Origin of the sequence: Octadecabacter sp. SW4 (assembly GCF_008065155.1) — a bacterium.
In the GTDB taxonomy this organism is placed as follows: domain Bacteria; phylum Pseudomonadota; class Alphaproteobacteria; order Rhodobacterales; family Rhodobacteraceae; genus SW4.
In genome coordinates this window covers 2250112-2265989 of sequence record NZ_CP042819.1, presented here as the reverse complement: position 1 = coordinate 2265989, position 15878 = coordinate 2250112, and the positions used below count along the sequence as shown (strand labels likewise).

Genomic DNA, 15878 nt, shown 5'->3' with positions numbered 1-15878 from the left:
GGCGCTGCGGCGCCCGTTTTCATCCCAGCAAGGCGCCCGGTTCGGGACAGCTGGTGATATTGCGCAGCACTTTGGTGGTGATATAGCGCCCGTCGCCAAACCCGTTGGCAAAGATATAGCCATCGCCGTTGCGATAGACCTGAAAACACGAGGGCGACGGATCGCCGTTAGGCGGGTAGGAAAAGCAGGCCATGCCCAGATCATTGACCTGCAATAACCCTTGCTGCGAATAGGGTTGCGGGTCGTCGGCATCAATGGTGCGGTAAACCGTCAGCCCCGAGGGTTCGATGCATTCGTCCCAGTCAAACCCCAGCGTGTCGGTCACACCGAAGATATGCACGCCGAACAATTCATCGCGGACCTCTTGCGCGCTGAGCAGGGCGAGGGGTTCGGCCAGTGCCGCGTTCGCGCCCAAGGCAAGGGTCAGTGCCAGTAGTCGTGCGATCATTGTAGCCTCTATCGTGCCGTGAACTGTGCCGAGTTTGCCCAAGATGCGCGTGAAAGGCCAGCCACAAGCCCTGTTGTGCAAAAGACTCAAGGTCGGAAAAAACGCCGTAATTGCGGAGGTATCGCGCTGTCATGGCACCGCGATCCCTTATCATGGGGCCGATGGATCAACCATCACCCCCACCAATAAGGGGACACCCTCCATGAAGGATAAAAACATGGCAGATGCAAAAACCCCGCTCACAGACGAGCAACGCCAGCGCCGTCGGGTCGGTCGCACACTTGGTCGCGGTCAGTGGCTTGCGCTTTTCAAAGAAGCAAACCCCGAGGCCAGCAAGGAAGACCTGAAGACAGCATGGACCGCCGTGCGCAAGGAGCAGACGCGCCTTGGCATGCGGATGCTGAAAACGCTGGAAAAGAACGGCTATATGGTCATTGAAAACCCGGACGCGGCAAAGGCAGCCAAAGCGGCCTGAGTAGAATTTGACTGTCGCGCGCCGCGCGGCAGTCACCCCAACCCGTCAGGGTAAAACCGCCCCAGTTCCGATTTCAGCGGGTCAAGATGCGCATCATAGCGCCGCCAGCGCTGCACGGATGTCTTGTAGACCGGCTGACGCACCTGCCAGACCGACAGGGTGCGCGCACGTTTTTCCGATGATTGAAAATCAAGGCAGGCCGGATCCCAGTCCAGACTCAGAAAATCAATGATGCCGCGCGCTGTGCCTTCGGTATCGGCGACCATATCTTCGTAATGCACGTCCATCATGGGGATCGGCAGGACCGTGGCCCAGTGTTGCATCAAGCGGTCGTAGTCACAGTAGTAGCGCCCCAGATCGGCCAAATCGCGCGTGTAGCTGTGCCAGGCGGACAGTGGCTGCATGTAACAGGACACGCAGTTATCCATCGGATCGCGTCGCGCATGCAGGATGCGCCCCTTTGGGAACATACGTGCGAAAACCCCAAGCAATTCAAAGTTATGCAGCTTTTTGTCGACGATGCGGGCCGCTTTGGGGGCGGCTTTGCGCACCTCTGTCAGGTATTTTTGTGCCAGGGTTTCGCTGTCCTTTTGCGTCAGCCCTTTGGTCAGGCGGGCAAGGGCGGCTCCGTCGTGTTCGGGCAGTTTCAGATCGCGCATCAAGTTGCTGAGGGCCGCGCTTTCGCCCACCCCGGCAATCTTTGGGTGCGATGTGAGGACCTGTTCCAGCAGGGTGCTGCCCGAGCGCGGCATCCCGACGATCAGCACCGGCGTTTCATCTTGTGACCCACCCCCGCCGAAATAATCCGCAGGGCTGATCGCATCGCACTGCGCCGCAACAAAACGGTGGTATTTCGCACCGTCATGGCGCAGATTTTCTGTCTTTTTCGACCGGGTATAAAGGGTAAAGGCATCGTCATGTGCCCCCATGTCGTCGCGGGCCTTGGCCAGCAGGGCCAGCGCCTTGGCCTGATCGCGTTGCGACAGTTTGGCGATATCGGGCAGGATTTTGTCGCGCAGGTAGAGATACATCGGATCGTCCTGGGCCATCTTGCCGGTCAGCCCGTAGATGCTGTGCAGCACGAGGTTATCGGGGGTTTGGGCAAAAATGTCGCGGCACAGGGCGCGCGCGTCGTCCATCTGTCCGGCCGCGCGATAGACGGTCGCCAGTTGCAGGCGGGCCTGCAGATGGTCGGGGCGCACCGCAAGCGAGGCCTGCACGGCCGCGATGGCGTCGTCGTGACGGTCCATCTGGTGATAGATGCTCGAGGCAACATAAAGAACATCCGCGTTGCGCGGGGCAAGGGCGCGCGCGCGTTTGAGATGCTTGAGAGCAGTGTCAAAGCGTTTCAGTTTGCAGGCCGCTTCGGCAACTTCGAGATGTGCGCGGGCGGATTTCGGCATGACCTTGACCGCCCGTTCACCTGCGGCTTGGGCACGGGGGAAATCATGGGTGACGCGGTTGTGCAACTGGGCCAGCGCGACAAGAATGGCCTCGTCCCTGGGGTGCGTCTTGTGCGCGCGTTCCAGCAGGGCCACGGCATCGGCCACCCGCCCGGATTTGACCAGCGTATTCAACTGCGCCGAAATTGTCGTGGGTGTGGCGGCCATCATGCCCTCGCGTTTGCCTGAGCTTGTGAAAACCATGTCTGGGCGCGGCAATCAAGGTGGCCTTGCAAAGCTGCGGGCGCGCGGGCAGTTTCGACGCATCCCAATACAGGACCGGTGCCATGCCCCTTTCTGACGCCCAATCCAGCGCGATTGCCCATGTCAAAGGTGCGGCGGATGATCTGTCGCAGGGCTGCGCGACGATTTTCAGCTATGGCGAAACCGCCTGGCGCGAGTATCGCTCGGTCGCGTGGTATGTGGACAGGTTGCGCGCCGAAGGGTTTGACGTTGAGGAAGGAAGCGGCGGGATGCCCACGGCGTTTTGTGCGCAGTGGGCCAACGGCGATGGCCCCGTTGTGGGCATGTATGCCGAATATGACGCGGTGCCGGCCAATTGTCAGGCCGCCGATGTGATGCGCGCGCCCCGTGCCGGGCTGGATTATGCGGCAGGGGGGCATACTGATCCGCACTCGGCGCTGGGCATGGCGGGTCTTGGCGGCTTGCTGGCCACCAGGGCGGCGATGGAAAAGCACGGGATCAAGGGCGGGCTGCGTTTTACCGGCGAACCTGCGGAAAAACTGCGCGGGTCCAAACCGATCCACGCGGCGAAGGGGTATTATGACGGGCTGGCGGGGATATTGTCGTTCCATCCGTTTTACATGCTGCCCATGTGTAACACGGTGCGCTGGGATACCCACTGTGGCGCCGCCTATGCGATGATTTACCGCTTTATCTGTGACACGCCCGAAGGCTGGGGCGCGCAGGGTGTGTCTGATGCGCGCCATGGGGGCGATGCGCCGATCCCGCAAAGCCATTCGGATGTGCGTGCCCCCGGCGCCAATGATGCGCTGGTGATGATGTATCACTCTGCACGGTTCTTGCGGGACGCGATGCTGTCCCATCAGGGGGGATGGTCGATTTCCGAAAGCATCCTGTCCACGGGGCAGGCGACGGCGGATAACCTGCCTGCGACCTTGGCTGACATTCAGTATATGATGCGGGTGCCGACGATTGCGATGGCTGAAAGGGTGACGGCGCAGCTGGACGCCCTGGCCGAAAGTGCCGCCGCTGCAACGGGCTGTCGGGTTGAGCGCCACTGGGTTAGCAAATCGCGGCACGGGCTGGCCAATCACGCGATGGCTGGGCTGGTTTGGGAGCAAATTCAAAAGGTTGGCGCACCTGTATGGGGCGCGGCGGCCAAAGACATCATGCGGCAAGTGCAGGAAAGCTGCGGCGTTGCGCCGATGGATGACCCGATCCTGCCCGCCTGCGAGGCATTGATTGACCCGCAAGAGGCCGAAGCGATTTTGCGCCGTGATCTGCCGCCCAGTCAGCTCAATTCCACCTCTGATGATTACACCGATATGACCTGGCACGCGCCCACCGCGCGGTTCTATATTGCGCGCCCGGCCCTGCGCGGCGGGCCATATCCGGCCTGGGCGATGAACGCCCTGGGGGGGATACCGGCGACGATTGATCCGATGGTGCAGGTGGCCGCGCAGGTGCTGGCGCTGTCGGCCCTGCGGTTGCTTGAGGACGTTGAGGCGCGCACGGCGGCGATGGATGAATTCCAGCGGCGCAAGGCGGAGGGCGACACGCCCCCGCTTTGCGATTATGATCCGCCGATTGATTTCAAATGGCCCGAATACGTGCAGACGCCGCGTGGTTTTGGCTGGCATATTCCGACGGGGTGATATGATGGTCCGCTTTCTGCCGTTCCTTGTCTTGGCGACACCCGCAGTCGCCGAATGCCTGCCGCAGGGCGAAACCTTCGTGTCTTGCACGATCGCGGAGAGTGGCAAGCAGCTTGAGGTCTGTATCAACGGCGGCGATGCGCTTTATACCTATGGCGCGGCGGGCCAAGCGCCCGAACTGGCGCTGCGCGAGCCGATCCGCGATCTGGATTACCGGCCGTGGCCCGGGATCGGCCGCACCATCTGGGAGGAAATCGCGTTTGCACGCGGCGGCTATGCTTATTTGGTCTTTGGCGGGATAAACCGAGAAGCCTCTGATATCGATGATGAAATTCAGGTCACTGCCTTTGGTGGGGTCGAGGTATATCAAGGCGAAACCCTGCTGACGCGGCTGTCGTGTGTGCCTGAAACGGTGGATTTCACCTGGACCAATGCCCTGTCTGACGGCAAGCGTGCCGCCGGTCTGGAATGGGATTTGCGCGCCCGACGCTGGGTGCCGATCGGGCAAAACTGAATCCTAAAGGCCACGCTGCCGACCCATCATATTGGGGCGAAAATTGCGGGCTACCCAAGACCTGCCGTTGCCCCTATAGTGGTGGCAATCAAATGGGGCAAAGACCCCAGAGGCAGAGACGAGGACAGAATATGCGTTGCCCCTTTTGCGGAAACGTCGACACACAAGTGAAGGATTCACGCCCCGCCGAGGATCACGTTGCGATCAGGCGCAGGCGGTTTTGCCCCGCGTGCGGCGGGCGGTTTACCACCTATGAACGCGTGCAACTGCGCGATCTGGTGGTGATCAAATCCAACGGACGGCGTGAAGATTTCGACCGTGACAAGCTTGAACGCTCGGTTCGGATTTCGCTGCAAAAGCGCCCCGTGGAACCCGAACGCATGGACCAGATGATCAGCGGTATCGTGCGCCGTCTTGAAAGCATGGGCGAAACGGACATCCCCTCGGGCACCATCGGCGAGATCGTGATGGAAAGCCTCGCGCGGATCGACACGGTGGCATATGTGCGATTTGCCAGCGTTTACAAGAACTTCCAAGCCGCAGATGATTTCGACAAATTCGTGAGCGAGCTGCGCCCAGACGCCAAACCGGAGGAGTGAGCCACAGCCGACACATGGCGCACGCCCTGACATTGGGGCGGCGCGGCATGGGGCGGGTCTGGCCCAATCCGGCTGTTGGTTGTGTGATCGTGGCTGGTGGTCGTGTCATCGGGCGCGGCTGGACGGGCGATGGCGGGCGTCCCCACGCTGAAACGCAGGCACTGGCGCAGGCTGGCGCAGCGGCGCGCGGGGCCACGGCCTATGTCACGCTGGAACCCTGTTCCCATCATGGCAAAACACCGCCCTGTGCGGATGCGTTGATCGCTGCGGGCCTGGCCTGCGTTGTCGTCGCGTTGGGCGATCCTGATCCGCGCGTGGCGGGGCAGGGGATCGCGCGCTTGCAGGCGGCGGGGATCGAGGTGATCACTGGTATTTGCGCCGATCAGGCCCGCGCCGATCATGCGGGTTTCCTGGGGCGCGTGGTTCATGGCCGCCCGTTCCTGACGCTGAAACTGGCGTCCAGCTTTGACGGCCGGATTGCCACCGCCACGGGCGAAAGCAAGTGGATCACCGGGCCGGATGCGCGTCGCGCCGTTCATGCCCAGCGCGCGCGCCATGATGCCGTGATGGTTGGTGCAGGCACTGTGCGCGCAGATGATCCGGCATTGACGGTGCGGGGCTTGGGCAGGGCCCGTCAGCCCGTGCGGGTGGTGGTGTCACGCAAGCTGGATTTACCGGTCGAAAGCGCGCTGGTGCGCTCACTCGACGTAGCACCGCTGTGGCTGTGTCACGGGGCGGAGGCGGCGGACAAAGACGTCAGTGCATGGCAAGAACGCGGCGCGCGGACGATCATGTGTGACAGCACGGGTCGGCAAGTTTCGGCGGATGATGTCATGGTGAAACTGGCTGACGCCGGGTTGACCCGGGTATTTTGCGAAGGCGGCGGCAGCCTGGCCGCATCGCTGTTGCAGGCCGATGTGGTGAACCAGTTGGTTGGCTTTTCGGCGGGGCTGGCGATTGGGGCCGAGGGGACGCCTGCGATTGGTGCGCTGGGCGTGGAACACCTTAAGGATGCGCCGCGTTTCGAGTTGCATGATCATGCGCGTGTGGGCGCGGATCTGATGCATATCTGGCAACGTGCCTAGCGCCAAAGCGGCGCGTAACTCGCGAATATCCCTTGCAGTTTTGCCAGTGCACGATTGCTGCGCGAAGGGCGGGGCACGTCGCCCTTGGCAAGCCTTTCGACGGTGACCTCGACCGGGCAGGGCAGATTGGTCTGCGGGTCGAAATACCTGGGGTAATCAATCAGAACCGCATGGGCGAGGGCGGTGAGATCAGGCAGGGCCGTGCGCCGGGTGACGGGCGCGGCGCGGTCATCCGTCAGCCCCCATCCGGCATAGAACGGCATGCCCAGACAGGTGACGCGCTTGCCGCGCAGCAGTGCCTCGAACCCAAGCGTTGATGTCATGGTCCAGACCTCGTCGACCGCATCGAGCGCAGTGATCGGATCGGTCCGGGGCAGCACCGCATCGGCGATGTCAGCGGCGTCGGGCACGGCACCGTTGCGCAGGCCCGCCTCTGTATCGGGGTGCGGTTTGTAAAGGATCACAGCCGCCGGATTGGCCTTGCGGGCCGCCAGCAGCAGGTCGCGATTGGTGCGCACATCGGTCGTGCCAAGCCGGATCGAGGCATCGTCTTCGACCTGACCGGGCACAAGGATGCGCCGCCCCGCGGGCAGTCCAGCGGGCAAGGATGTGTCGGCGTCAAGGTTGTATTTTGTCAGCCGGTTTTGCGTGAGGCGGGCGATCAGCCGGTCGGCGCGCACACGGGCCACGGCGGGCAGATCGGTGCTGGCGTTAATCAGCGCCTCGAGGCGGCTGGGTGCGGTTGGGTCGTAGTAGATGCCCAAGTCATCCACGACCAGCGAGAGCGGCGCGATCAGATCAGCCCCCAGCCCGCGCGAGCGTAGAAAGCCATCCTCGACCCGCAGCGCACCTTCGTGGCCTTGCGATTTTCCGGCCCAAACCATGTATCCGCGCCCATCCTTGGCGGCGCGGGCCACGGCGCGGGCGGGATCGTCCTGAAACACGATTTGGCGCTGTTGGCCAAAGAATTTTTGCAAGGGTGCGCGTTTCCACAACCGCATGCCCGCAGCGACCCAGCCTTGGTGGTCTTCGCGCCATGCACGGGCCTGCGCGGCGAGCGTTTCAATGGCTGTTTCCAACGTGCAAAGCCGGTCGCGATGAGGGTCATACCATTTGGGATAGAGGATCATCGCACCTGCAAAAAGCTGTGCGCGGGTCAGTTTGCGCTGGCGGCGATCCAGCGGTTTGCGATCGTCGCTCAGCCCCCAGCCCATATAGAACGGCTGGCCGAAAACCACGGGTTTGTGCCCCATCTGGATCGCCTCGAAGCCCATTTGCGACGATACCGTGTAAACCGCCACGGCCCCTTCAAACAGCGCCCACGGGGAAATCGGCGTGTCGAACAGCGAGACGCGGTCGGTGCAGTCATCCGCAGAGAAATAGCCGCCGCGATGGCCTGCTGCGGTTTCGGGGTGGGTCTTGATCAGGATGCGCGCGCCGGGGTGTTCTTCTTGTGCGTAATACAGCATCTCGCGGAAGGTATTGAGGTCGGCCCCACTGGCCTTGACGGATGCATCGCCGCGGGTCTGGTCAATCACCACGACATAGCCGGGATCGGGGGCAGGGGTGGCGGCATCAAAGGCGTTGTATTTGGACAGATGCAGGCGTTGAAGTTCGCCCATGCAGTCGCGCGCGCGGTTGAGCAGAGCGGTGTCGTCCAAAGGATCGTCGCGCAGGATCAGTTCCAGATCGCTGGGACTGGCAGGGTCGAAATGCACGCCTGATTTGTCCAGATGCAGGCCAAGGGGCGGGTCGCCGTCGCGCCCCGGCTGGACAGACCGCAAAAAGGCATCCTCGACCCGCAAGACGGGCGTGTCGGTGCGACTTGCCACGGCCTCGCCCCGCCCGGATGTGGGCGATTGCCCCCAGACGCCGACCATATCCGCGCCCGTGGGTTTGCCAAGGCGGATGTCATATCCGGCCAGTGCGAGGATGCGCCGCACGCGCGTTTGCGTCAGAAATCCGCCGTTAAAAACGTAAAGCCGCCGCAGAGTTTCCCCCGCGGCGGCCTGGATCTGGGTGTCAGCCATTAGTTGCCAGCAAGGCCCTGGACCGCATTGGCCGAGTTCAGGGAACCCGTTGCTGCGGCGATCGCCTTGTTGAACTGGGTGAACGGGGCTTCTGTCACATAGACCGTGTCACCATCGCGGATCGCAAAATCACGGGCCATGAACATGCCGTTTGGTCGTGTCAAATCAAGGACATAGACAACACGCTGCGTGCCGACCAGATCGTCGCGGCCAACCAGTTGGCGGGCGATTTCTTCGGGTTCGTTGCGAAACACAAAGACACCAGTCGGATCGGCCACCGCGCTGGACAGGCCACCAACGGTTGCCAGTGCTTCGATTGCGGAAATGGTCTGGCTTTCGAAGGGAACGCGGTTTTGCGCGCCCGTTGCGCCAAGCGCGGTAAAGGTGCGCGTGTCTTGTTCAACGATGATCCGGTCACCACCGCGCAGGGCAATATCGTGACCCGGATGATCGTAAAGGTCTTCAAACCAGATCGAGTCAGAGTAGTTCCCGCGCACAACCGTAACCTGGGCGATATCGGGTTCGATCACGACGCCACCGGCGCGCGCCAGCATGGCTGTGAGCGTGCGGGTCGGGCGTTCAATCGCATAGACACCTTGTGCGCCCACGGCACCAACGACGGATACGGTCGATCCGTCACCGGCCAAGCGGCGCACCTGCACCTGCGGGTCGGGGGTTTCGTCGTTGAGTTTTTCGCTGATCAGGCGGCGAATTGCCTCGGGCGTGTTGCCGGCTGCGCGGATGCGGCCCGCGTAGGGCACAAAGATGAAGCCCGCGCCGTCAACCTGCACCTCTTCGAGAACGGTCGCGTTCTGCCCTGTGGGGACCAGCAGACCATCGTCAACGTTTTCCCAGATCGTCAGGCCCAGCACGTCACCGGGCCGGATCGTGTCGGATCCGAGCAGTGCGGCGCTACTGAAGCCAGCAGAGAAGGCCAGCGCAGGGGTCACGCTGGCAATGCGATTGACCCGATCATTGACCGTGAGAATGAATGCATCGCCTTCTTCGAGGACGGACCCCGAGAAGATTTCGTTTTTGTTTGGCCCGGACCGCGGCAAGCCACAGGAGGACACAAGGCCCAACACTGCCACGATGGCCACGCCCTTGGACAGGCGCGTCACTAGGGTTTTCACTGCTCCGGTCTCCTCGACCTTGTTATTAACTGCCTCAGTTTTTCTTTTAATCTACTGGAATCGTGGCGGCTTTGCTAGCCATAGGTCTTGTGGTTTGTGGTTTGGCGGACGCAACTGTTGCTATGCTGCCGCGATCGTCCGGGCGCACGCAATCCCTTGTGGGTGTCACGTGACAACCCGCAACTGCTGGCGTGGCGCGGCGGTGCCCGCGCGCAGCGCGTCATAGGGATCATCGGGCGCAAGCATCAGATCGACCACCTGGCGCATCAATTGGCGCCGCCCGCGCGCCGAATAAAACCCGCCTGCGACCTGACTGGTTTCCAGCAGAAAGCGGCGGTAATCCTTGTAGGCGCGGTTGTCGGGGCGACCGGGTTGCGCGAAAAATTCCGGCAAGGGGTCGACCGAGACAAATTCGGGTTTCGCATAGACCGCCTTGCCAAATACCTTGAGCGGGATACCCCGCCACAGCACCTGTTGTGCGGCGGTGGAATTGACGGTGACGGCGGTGCGCGCGTGATCAAGCAGGCGGGCAAGTTTGCCGCCCCGCACGTAATGCACACGGTCCTTGACGCCATTGTCGCAGGCCAGTCGGCGGATGATCTTACGGATCGGCGAACGGCCGTTTTCCAGCGGATGCGCCTTGAAAACAAGGTGGTGATGCTGTGGTGCCCCTGCGGCAAACCCTTCGATCACCAGTTCGAGGAATTCTTCCATCTGCGTGAACGGGCTGTGCATCTGGAAACTGGCATCATGTTCCAGCTGCAGCAGGGCCAGATGATAGGGAAAGCCGCCGTATTTGATGCGGGCCGTGGCCAGTATCCGGTCCAGTGCGATCAGCGGCATCAGTAGCAACCGTTTGGTATAAAGCATGGTTTCGCGGCTGACGGGCAGTTCGCGGTGCGGTCTGAAATTGCGGTAGTCGCCGTTTCGAAACATCACGAACCAATGATAAAGCGCGCCGTAGAACACATGCTGGCGCATGTCGCCCCAATGGGCTGGCGCTTCGGGGATATCCAAATCGGACAGTTCCAGCGCGCGCTGCATCTGCGGGATCGTCATGTCCATCAGGCGGGAATTGCCGTTGGTGCCGCCGCGTTCATAGGTCACCCAATAGGGGCGCATGTATCCTTCTTCAAAGACATGCACGGTCAGGCCCGCCGCCTTGGCGACCACAACCGCCTGTGCGTGGATCGGGCGGGTATCGCCGTAAAGCACGATATCGGTGATCTGCTTTTGCGCAATCAGCCCGGCAAATGTTGTTGGCCAGTCGGCGCCCGTGCCGCGAAACGGGATATAGGTCGCAGGCGTGAACCAGAACGCACGATCACCGGCGTTAAACCCCACGCGCCATGTTTCGGCCCCCGCCGCACGCAACATGCGCGACAGGCGGTGGAAAAAAGGGCCATGTGGCCCCTGAAGAAACAAAAAGCGTCTGGTGGTGTCTTTGGTCACGATACCGCCCACAATCCTCTGATACTGTTCCTAATCGGTAAACGCGTGATTTGGCAACATTATGGCGCGTGCTATGACCTTGCCCACCGGGGGCCAATTGACTAGGTCTGGATCAGGCAATCAGGGGGAAATATGTTCACCGGCATCATCAGCGACATGGGCGAGGTTCTTGAGGTAGAGCAGCGCGGCGATCTGCGCGCACGGATCGCCACCGCCTATGATATCGCGGGTATTGATATCGGCGCCTCGATTGCCTGTGACGGGGTGTGTTTGACGGTGATCGCGCTGGGCGCGACCCCGCGAAACTGGTTTGATGTGGAAATATCGGCCGAAACCGTCAGCAAGACCAATATCGGTCGCAACGGCTGGCCCGTGGGCAAGCGGATCAATCTGGAGCGCGCTTTGAGGGTCGGCGATGAACTTGGCGGGCATATCGTGTCGGGCCATGTGGATGGCGTGGCCGAGGTGATCGGCGTGGCAGAGGAGGGCGACAGCACCCGCGTGACCCTGCGTGCCCCCGATGATCTCGCGCGGTTCATTGCGCCCAAAGGGTCTGTGGCGCTCAATGGCACGTCACTGACGGTGAACGAGGTCAATGGCGCTGATTTTGGTATCAATTTTATCCCCCATACAAAGCAGGCCACCACATGGGGCGGCGTGGGTCTGGGCGATCATGTGAACCTCGAGATTGACACGATGGCGCGCTATGTGGCGCGGTTGCGTGAATGGGAATAGGGGGGTGGGTTGAAACCCACCTTACGAGGGGGTCGGAACCCGGATTTTCCTGTATTGCCCTGCAAACCCAAGCTTGCCGGGCGTCGCGTAATGTGGGTCTTGACCCACGCCCCCTTTCCTTGGGCCGCGCAAACCGCTAGCAAGCGCGCAACTGCAAGGATGCTGCCATGACCCAAGCTTTTGAAACACCCGGACCCGTTGAAGAAAACTGGCGTGATGCCATTTCCAGCATCGACGAAATCATTGACGATGCCCGTAATGGCAGAATGTTCATTCTGGTCGATCACGAGGATCGCGAAAACGAAGGCGATCTGGTGATCCCCGCACAGATGGCCACGCCCGATGCAATCAACTTCATGGCCAAACACGGGCGCGGTCTGATCTGTCTGTCGATGCCCGGATCGCGGATCGACGCGCTGGGTCTGCCTTTGATGTCGACCTATAATTCCAGCCGCCACGAAACCGCCTTTACCGTCAGCATCGAGGCCCGCGAGGGTGTCAGCACCGGTATTTCCGCCCATGACCGCGCTTTGACCGTGGCCGTGGCGATTGATGGCACCAAGGGGGCCGCCGATATCGCCACGCCGGGCCATGTGTTTCCGCTGCGCGCCCGCGATGGCGGGGTGCTGGTGCGGGCCGGTCATACCGAAGCGGCGGTTGATGTCGCGCGCCTTGCCGGGCTGAACCCCAGCGGTGTGATCTGCGAGATCATGAACGAGGACGGCAGCATGTCGCGCCTGCCCGAACTGGTGGCCTTTGCCCAGTTGCACAACCTGAAAATCGGCACGATCAGCGATCTGATCGCCTATCGCCGCCGTCACGACAACCTTGTGCGGGTGCGCGACGAACAGGTGATCCAAAGCGAATTTGGCGGCGAATGGACCCTGCGTATCTTTACCGATGAAACCCAAGGGGCCGAACATCTGGCCCTGATCAAGGGCGATATTTCCGGTGATGATCCGGTGCTGGTGCGGATGCATGCAATGGATCCGCTGCTGGACGTGGTCGGCACCGGGGGCAAAGGGCGCGCGCATGAATTTGGCGATGCGATGACATTGATTGCACAGGAAGGGCGCGGCGTGCTGGTGCTTTTGCGCGATCTGCACATGAAACTGGCCGCAGCCGATGAAGTGTCCCCCCAGACCCTGCGACAATACGGGCTTGGCGCGCAAATCCTGTCGTCGCTTGGCTTGTCGCAGATTACATTGCTGACCAATTCGCCCCAGCCCAAGGTTGTCGGCCTTGATGCCTATGGGCTTGAAATTGTCGGCACCCGCAAGATTTCGGAGATAGGCTGATCATGTCCTGCTTCATTGATCCCGCCCAACTGTCCGACCGCATTCGCTGTGTGATCGCTGCCTCGAACAGCCGTTCGGTGACACAGGCTTCATTGACTCAGGAGGTGATCTAGTGGCTGGACCGTCCCATTACATCATGCCCCGCGCGGAGTTTGAAAAACCCGTCAAGGTGCTGATCGTCGCTTCGCCCTATTACAAGGATATCAGCGACAACCAGATCGCCGGCGCCCTCGCCGAACTGGACGCCGCGGGCGCTGGTCATGACATCGTGCATGTGCCCGGCGCGCTGGAAATACCCACCGCGATCGGAATCGCCGAACGCCTGAGCAATTTTGACGGCTATGTCGCCCTTGGCTGTGTGATCCGCGGCGAGACGACCCATTACGACACGGTCTGTAATGACAGCAGCCGCGCCCTGCAACTTCTTGGTTTGCAAGGGCTTTGCATTGGCAATGGCATCCTGACGGTTGAGAATTATGAACAGGCCGCGGTGCGCGCCGACCCCAAGGATCAAAACAAGGGTGGCGGGGCTGCGGCGGCGGCCTTGCACCTGATCGCGCTCAGCCGTAAGTGGGGCAACTCTGGCCAAAGCGTGGGCTTTGCCAGTGATATCCTTTTGGCAGGCGGCACAGGCGGCAAGACGACAGCATGACGATTTCAGGCAACCAGAAACGCAAGATGCGCGCGGCCAGCCGCCTTTATGCGGTGCAGGCGCTGTTCCAGATGGAGCAGTCGGGCCAGACCGTTGACGGCGTCATGCGCGAATTTGAAGAGCATCGTTTCGGGGCCGTTTACGAGGGTGACGAGATGGCCGAGGGCGATGTGGATACCTTTCGCACCGTCATGCAGGACGCCGTCAACCATCAGGCCAGGATTGATCAGATGACCGACCGTGCCTTGGTTGCCAAATGGCCGATCGGGCGGATTGACCCGACGCTGCGGGCGTTGTTTCGGGCCGCAGGTGCCGAGATGATCGGCAAATCCACCCCGCCCAAGGTCGCCATTGTTGAATACGTCGATGTGGCGCGCGCCTTTTTTCCCGATGGCAAAGAACCGCAATTTGTCAATGCCGTGCTGGACCATATGGCCCGCGAGGCGCGGCCCGAGGCGTTTTAGTTTTCACGCCCGGAATGAAGCCGCAGGCGCCGAGCCAGCGTATGCCCGCCCCCTCGGGCCAGCGATTACCCTCACTCTTATCAGCCAAGACTGGCCTGCGCGCCGCGTCATCCCGCCGCCCCCACTGGAAATGCCCTTCGCAGGGGAATACGGTTAAATTTAAAGGAGAGTCGCCATGTCACAGCGCAACGGACCGAACCTGATCCGGATGTATATCAAGCATTGCATCATCGGCTTTGTCGCCTCGGCGATCTTTGTCGGGATGCTGTTCGCCTTTGATGTGGGCGGCTTGTGGCGGCTGGTGTCGGGATCACCCATCGGGATGATCGCGGCCTTGATGCTCTGGGTCTTTAACGGGATCGTGTTTGCCGGTGTGCAATTCGGAATCGCGATCATGAACATGGGCGATGATGACGACGATGACGACAAGGGCCACCGCGGCCGTGTCGGCCTTCATGTGCCGATCCCTGTGCGGGCCGATCGCCGCTAAACGGTCCAAATTGCAGGAGAGATGCCATGAGCGACCCCGGTTTTCACATTGATCGGGCGATTGCCCGCCACGCCAAGCGGTTTCGCACGCTTGGTTTGATCCTGATGGTGCTGGGTGTTCTGGCGATCCTGTTTCCGCTGGTTGCCAGCATTGCAATCAAGGTAATGATCGGCTGGTTCCTGATGTTGACAGGGGCGGCGGTGTTTTTCTATGCCTTCCAGACGCGCGATTGGTCGTCGGCGATCTTTAGCGGGTTGGTGGGGGTTTTGCATTTGGCCGCAGGGGTTTATCTGGCGTTTTTCCCGCTTACCGGATTGATCGGGCTGACCGCGCTATTGGCGTTGGTGTTCCTGATTCAGGGCGGGGTTGAAACCGCTATCGGCTTGCGCACACGGCCCATGCGTGGCTGGGGCTGGCTGGTGGCCAGCGGTGTCGCGGCCGGGTTTGTCGGATTGTTGTTGCTGATCGGATTGCCCGGAACGGCCACCTGGGCCATTGGACTGTTGGTGGGCGTGAATTTCCTCAGCTCGGGGCTGTCGTTCTGGGCATTGTCGCGTGCGGTTCAATAACGCCACGCCCGGAATCAAGCCGCAGGCGCCGGGCGATCGTCGGCCCGCCCCGACGGGTCGGCGATTTGCAAGCCACGTGCGATACCGTGAACGAAGATGAACGCGGCAGCCATAAAGTGCCAAACGGCAAAGTCTCATCGCCAACCCACGGGCCGCCGATCGCCCGTCTTGGATTGATATTGGGTGCGGTTGGTGGCGGGAACCGCGGCATCCGTCAGGGTATGTATTCCCGAGGACCTGTATGTACAGGTGGTAGCCAGGTAACGAAGCCAGGGCCACGACAGCGCCAGCCACCTCGGATTTGCTTAAGGCCACTGGAATTATCCCAGACGACGTGAAGCGCAGAAACCCGCCACCACTTTAGGTAGGGTGCTTTGCATGATCCGGCAAGGGGTGTCGTCAGCCCTGCGTATCGCTGCGCAAAAGCCAGCCGTTGGGGCCGACGACGTTTTTGGGCAGAAACTGCGCCAGTTGTTCCAGCACGCCAACGGCAAGCAGGCTCATGATGACTTGAAAGAATGTGACGTCCTGAAACAGTGTCATGGCAGGTATCCCCTTTTGATGTGGGGACACCTGTGGCGGACAAGCGGGGCAGGAGTGTGACGCTGGAAAGGCATGACGCGGGGTCACGCG

Annotated in this window: 17 protein-coding genes; 11 read left to right on the top strand and 6 right to left on the bottom strand. The window is 61.4% G+C overall.

Features of this window, described 5'->3' with window-relative positions; all coding sequences use genetic code 11:
• Positions 1-19: 19 nt before the first annotated feature.
• On the bottom strand, positions 20-448 hold the full coding sequence (locus tag FTO60_RS11135; RefSeq protein WP_148056024.1) for a hypothetical protein: 429 nt from the start codon (positions 446-448) through the stop codon (positions 20-22).
• Between the two features lie 217 nt (positions 449-665).
• Here FTO60_RS11135 and FTO60_RS11130 point away from each other — a divergent pair, with 217 nt between their 5' ends.
• Positions 666-923 (top strand): hypothetical protein, encoded by a 258-nt coding sequence (locus tag FTO60_RS11130; RefSeq protein WP_148056023.1) that lies wholly within the window; start codon positions 666-668, stop codon positions 921-923.
• Between the two features lie 32 nt (positions 924-955).
• Here the strand turns inward: FTO60_RS11130 and FTO60_RS11125 are convergent, their stop codons facing one another.
• The gene (locus tag FTO60_RS11125; RefSeq protein WP_148056022.1) at positions 956-2569 is read right to left on the bottom strand and encodes a sulfotransferase; all 1614 of its coding nucleotides are present in this window, start codon (positions 2567-2569) and stop codon (positions 956-958) included.
• A gap of 83 nt (positions 2570-2652) precedes the next feature.
• Between FTO60_RS11125 and FTO60_RS11120 the strand changes: the two genes are divergently transcribed.
• The 4 genes from FTO60_RS11120 to ribD all read left to right on the top strand — a co-directional run bounded on the left by FTO60_RS11120 (position 2653) and on the right by ribD (position 6422).
• The gene (locus FTO60_RS11120; protein ID WP_148056021.1) at positions 2653-4224 is read left to right on the top strand and encodes an amidohydrolase; all 1572 of its coding nucleotides are present in this window, start codon (positions 2653-2655) and stop codon (positions 4222-4224) included.
• Position 4225: 1 nt separating this feature from the next.
• Positions 4226-4738: a hypothetical protein gene (locus FTO60_RS11115; protein WP_148056020.1), complete on the top strand. Its 513-nt coding sequence runs from the start codon at positions 4226-4228 to the stop codon at positions 4736-4738.
• 131 nt (positions 4739-4869) lie between these two features.
• Positions 4870-5337: a transcriptional regulator NrdR gene (gene nrdR, locus FTO60_RS11110; RefSeq protein ID WP_148056019.1), complete on the top strand. Its 468-nt coding sequence runs from the start codon at positions 4870-4872 to the stop codon at positions 5335-5337.
• Positions 5338-5351: 14 nt separating this feature from the next.
• Positions 5352-6422, top strand: a complete 1071-nt coding sequence (gene ribD, locus FTO60_RS11105) for a bifunctional diaminohydroxyphosphoribosylaminopyrimidine deaminase/5-amino-6-(5-phosphoribosylamino)uracil reductase RibD (RefSeq protein ID WP_148056018.1) — start codon at positions 5352-5354, stop codon at positions 6420-6422.
• Here the strand turns inward: ribD and FTO60_RS11100 are convergent.
• The 3 genes from FTO60_RS11100 to FTO60_RS11090 all read right to left on the bottom strand — a co-directional run bounded on the left by FTO60_RS11100 (position 6419) and on the right by FTO60_RS11090 (position 11037).
• Positions 6419-8452, bottom strand: coding sequence for a capsular polysaccharide biosynthesis protein (locus FTO60_RS11100; protein WP_148056017.1), 2034 nt, complete (start codon positions 8450-8452; stop codon positions 6419-6421). The genes ribD and FTO60_RS11100 overlap by 4 nt on opposite strands.
• Positions 8452-9585 (bottom strand): polysaccharide biosynthesis/export family protein, encoded by a 1134-nt coding sequence (locus FTO60_RS11095; RefSeq protein ID WP_148056016.1) that lies wholly within the window; start codon positions 9583-9585, stop codon positions 8452-8454. The genes FTO60_RS11100 and FTO60_RS11095 overlap by 1 nt, the downstream gene beginning before the upstream one ends.
• 165 nt (positions 9586-9750) lie before the next feature.
• Positions 9751-11037: a capsule biosynthesis protein gene (locus FTO60_RS11090; RefSeq protein ID WP_254696788.1), complete on the bottom strand. Its 1287-nt coding sequence runs from the start codon at positions 11035-11037 to the stop codon at positions 9751-9753.
• Between the two features lie 132 nt (positions 11038-11169).
• On the opposite strand from FTO60_RS11090, the gene FTO60_RS11085 reads away from it, so the two are divergent.
• The 6 genes from FTO60_RS11085 to FTO60_RS11060 all read left to right on the top strand — a co-directional run bounded on the left by FTO60_RS11085 (position 11170) and on the right by FTO60_RS11060 (position 15245).
• Complete coding sequence (locus FTO60_RS11085; protein WP_148056015.1) at positions 11170-11772, top strand: riboflavin synthase; 603 nt, start codon at positions 11170-11172, stop codon at positions 11770-11772.
• Between the two features lie 167 nt (positions 11773-11939).
• On the top strand, positions 11940-13070 hold the full coding sequence (gene ribB, locus FTO60_RS11080; RefSeq protein ID WP_148056014.1) for a 3,4-dihydroxy-2-butanone-4-phosphate synthase: 1131 nt from the start codon (positions 11940-11942) through the stop codon (positions 13068-13070).
• A 136-nt stretch (positions 13071-13206) separates the two neighbouring features.
• The gene (locus FTO60_RS11075; RefSeq protein ID WP_148057133.1) at positions 13207-13722 is read left to right on the top strand and encodes a 6,7-dimethyl-8-ribityllumazine synthase; all 516 of its coding nucleotides are present in this window, start codon (positions 13207-13209) and stop codon (positions 13720-13722) included.
• Positions 13719-14186, top strand: coding sequence for a transcription antitermination factor NusB (gene nusB, locus FTO60_RS11070; RefSeq protein WP_148056013.1), 468 nt, complete (start codon positions 13719-13721; stop codon positions 14184-14186). The genes FTO60_RS11075 and nusB overlap by 4 nt, the downstream gene beginning before the upstream one ends.
• Positions 14187-14361: 175 nt before the next feature.
• Positions 14362-14676: a hypothetical protein gene (locus tag FTO60_RS11065; protein WP_148056012.1), complete on the top strand. Its 315-nt coding sequence runs from the start codon at positions 14362-14364 to the stop codon at positions 14674-14676.
• A gap of 26 nt (positions 14677-14702) precedes the next feature.
• Positions 14703-15245: an HdeD family acid-resistance protein gene (locus FTO60_RS11060; RefSeq protein WP_148056011.1), complete on the top strand. Its 543-nt coding sequence runs from the start codon at positions 14703-14705 to the stop codon at positions 15243-15245.
• 399 nt (positions 15246-15644) lie between these two features.
• Here FTO60_RS11060 and FTO60_RS17710 read toward each other — a convergent pair whose 3' ends face one another.
• Positions 15645-15788 carry a hypothetical protein gene (locus FTO60_RS17710; protein WP_172623869.1) on the bottom strand — a complete coding sequence of 48 codons (144 nt, stop codon included), beginning with the start codon at positions 15786-15788 and terminating at the stop codon, positions 15645-15647.
• Positions 15789-15878 lie beyond the last annotated feature (90 nt).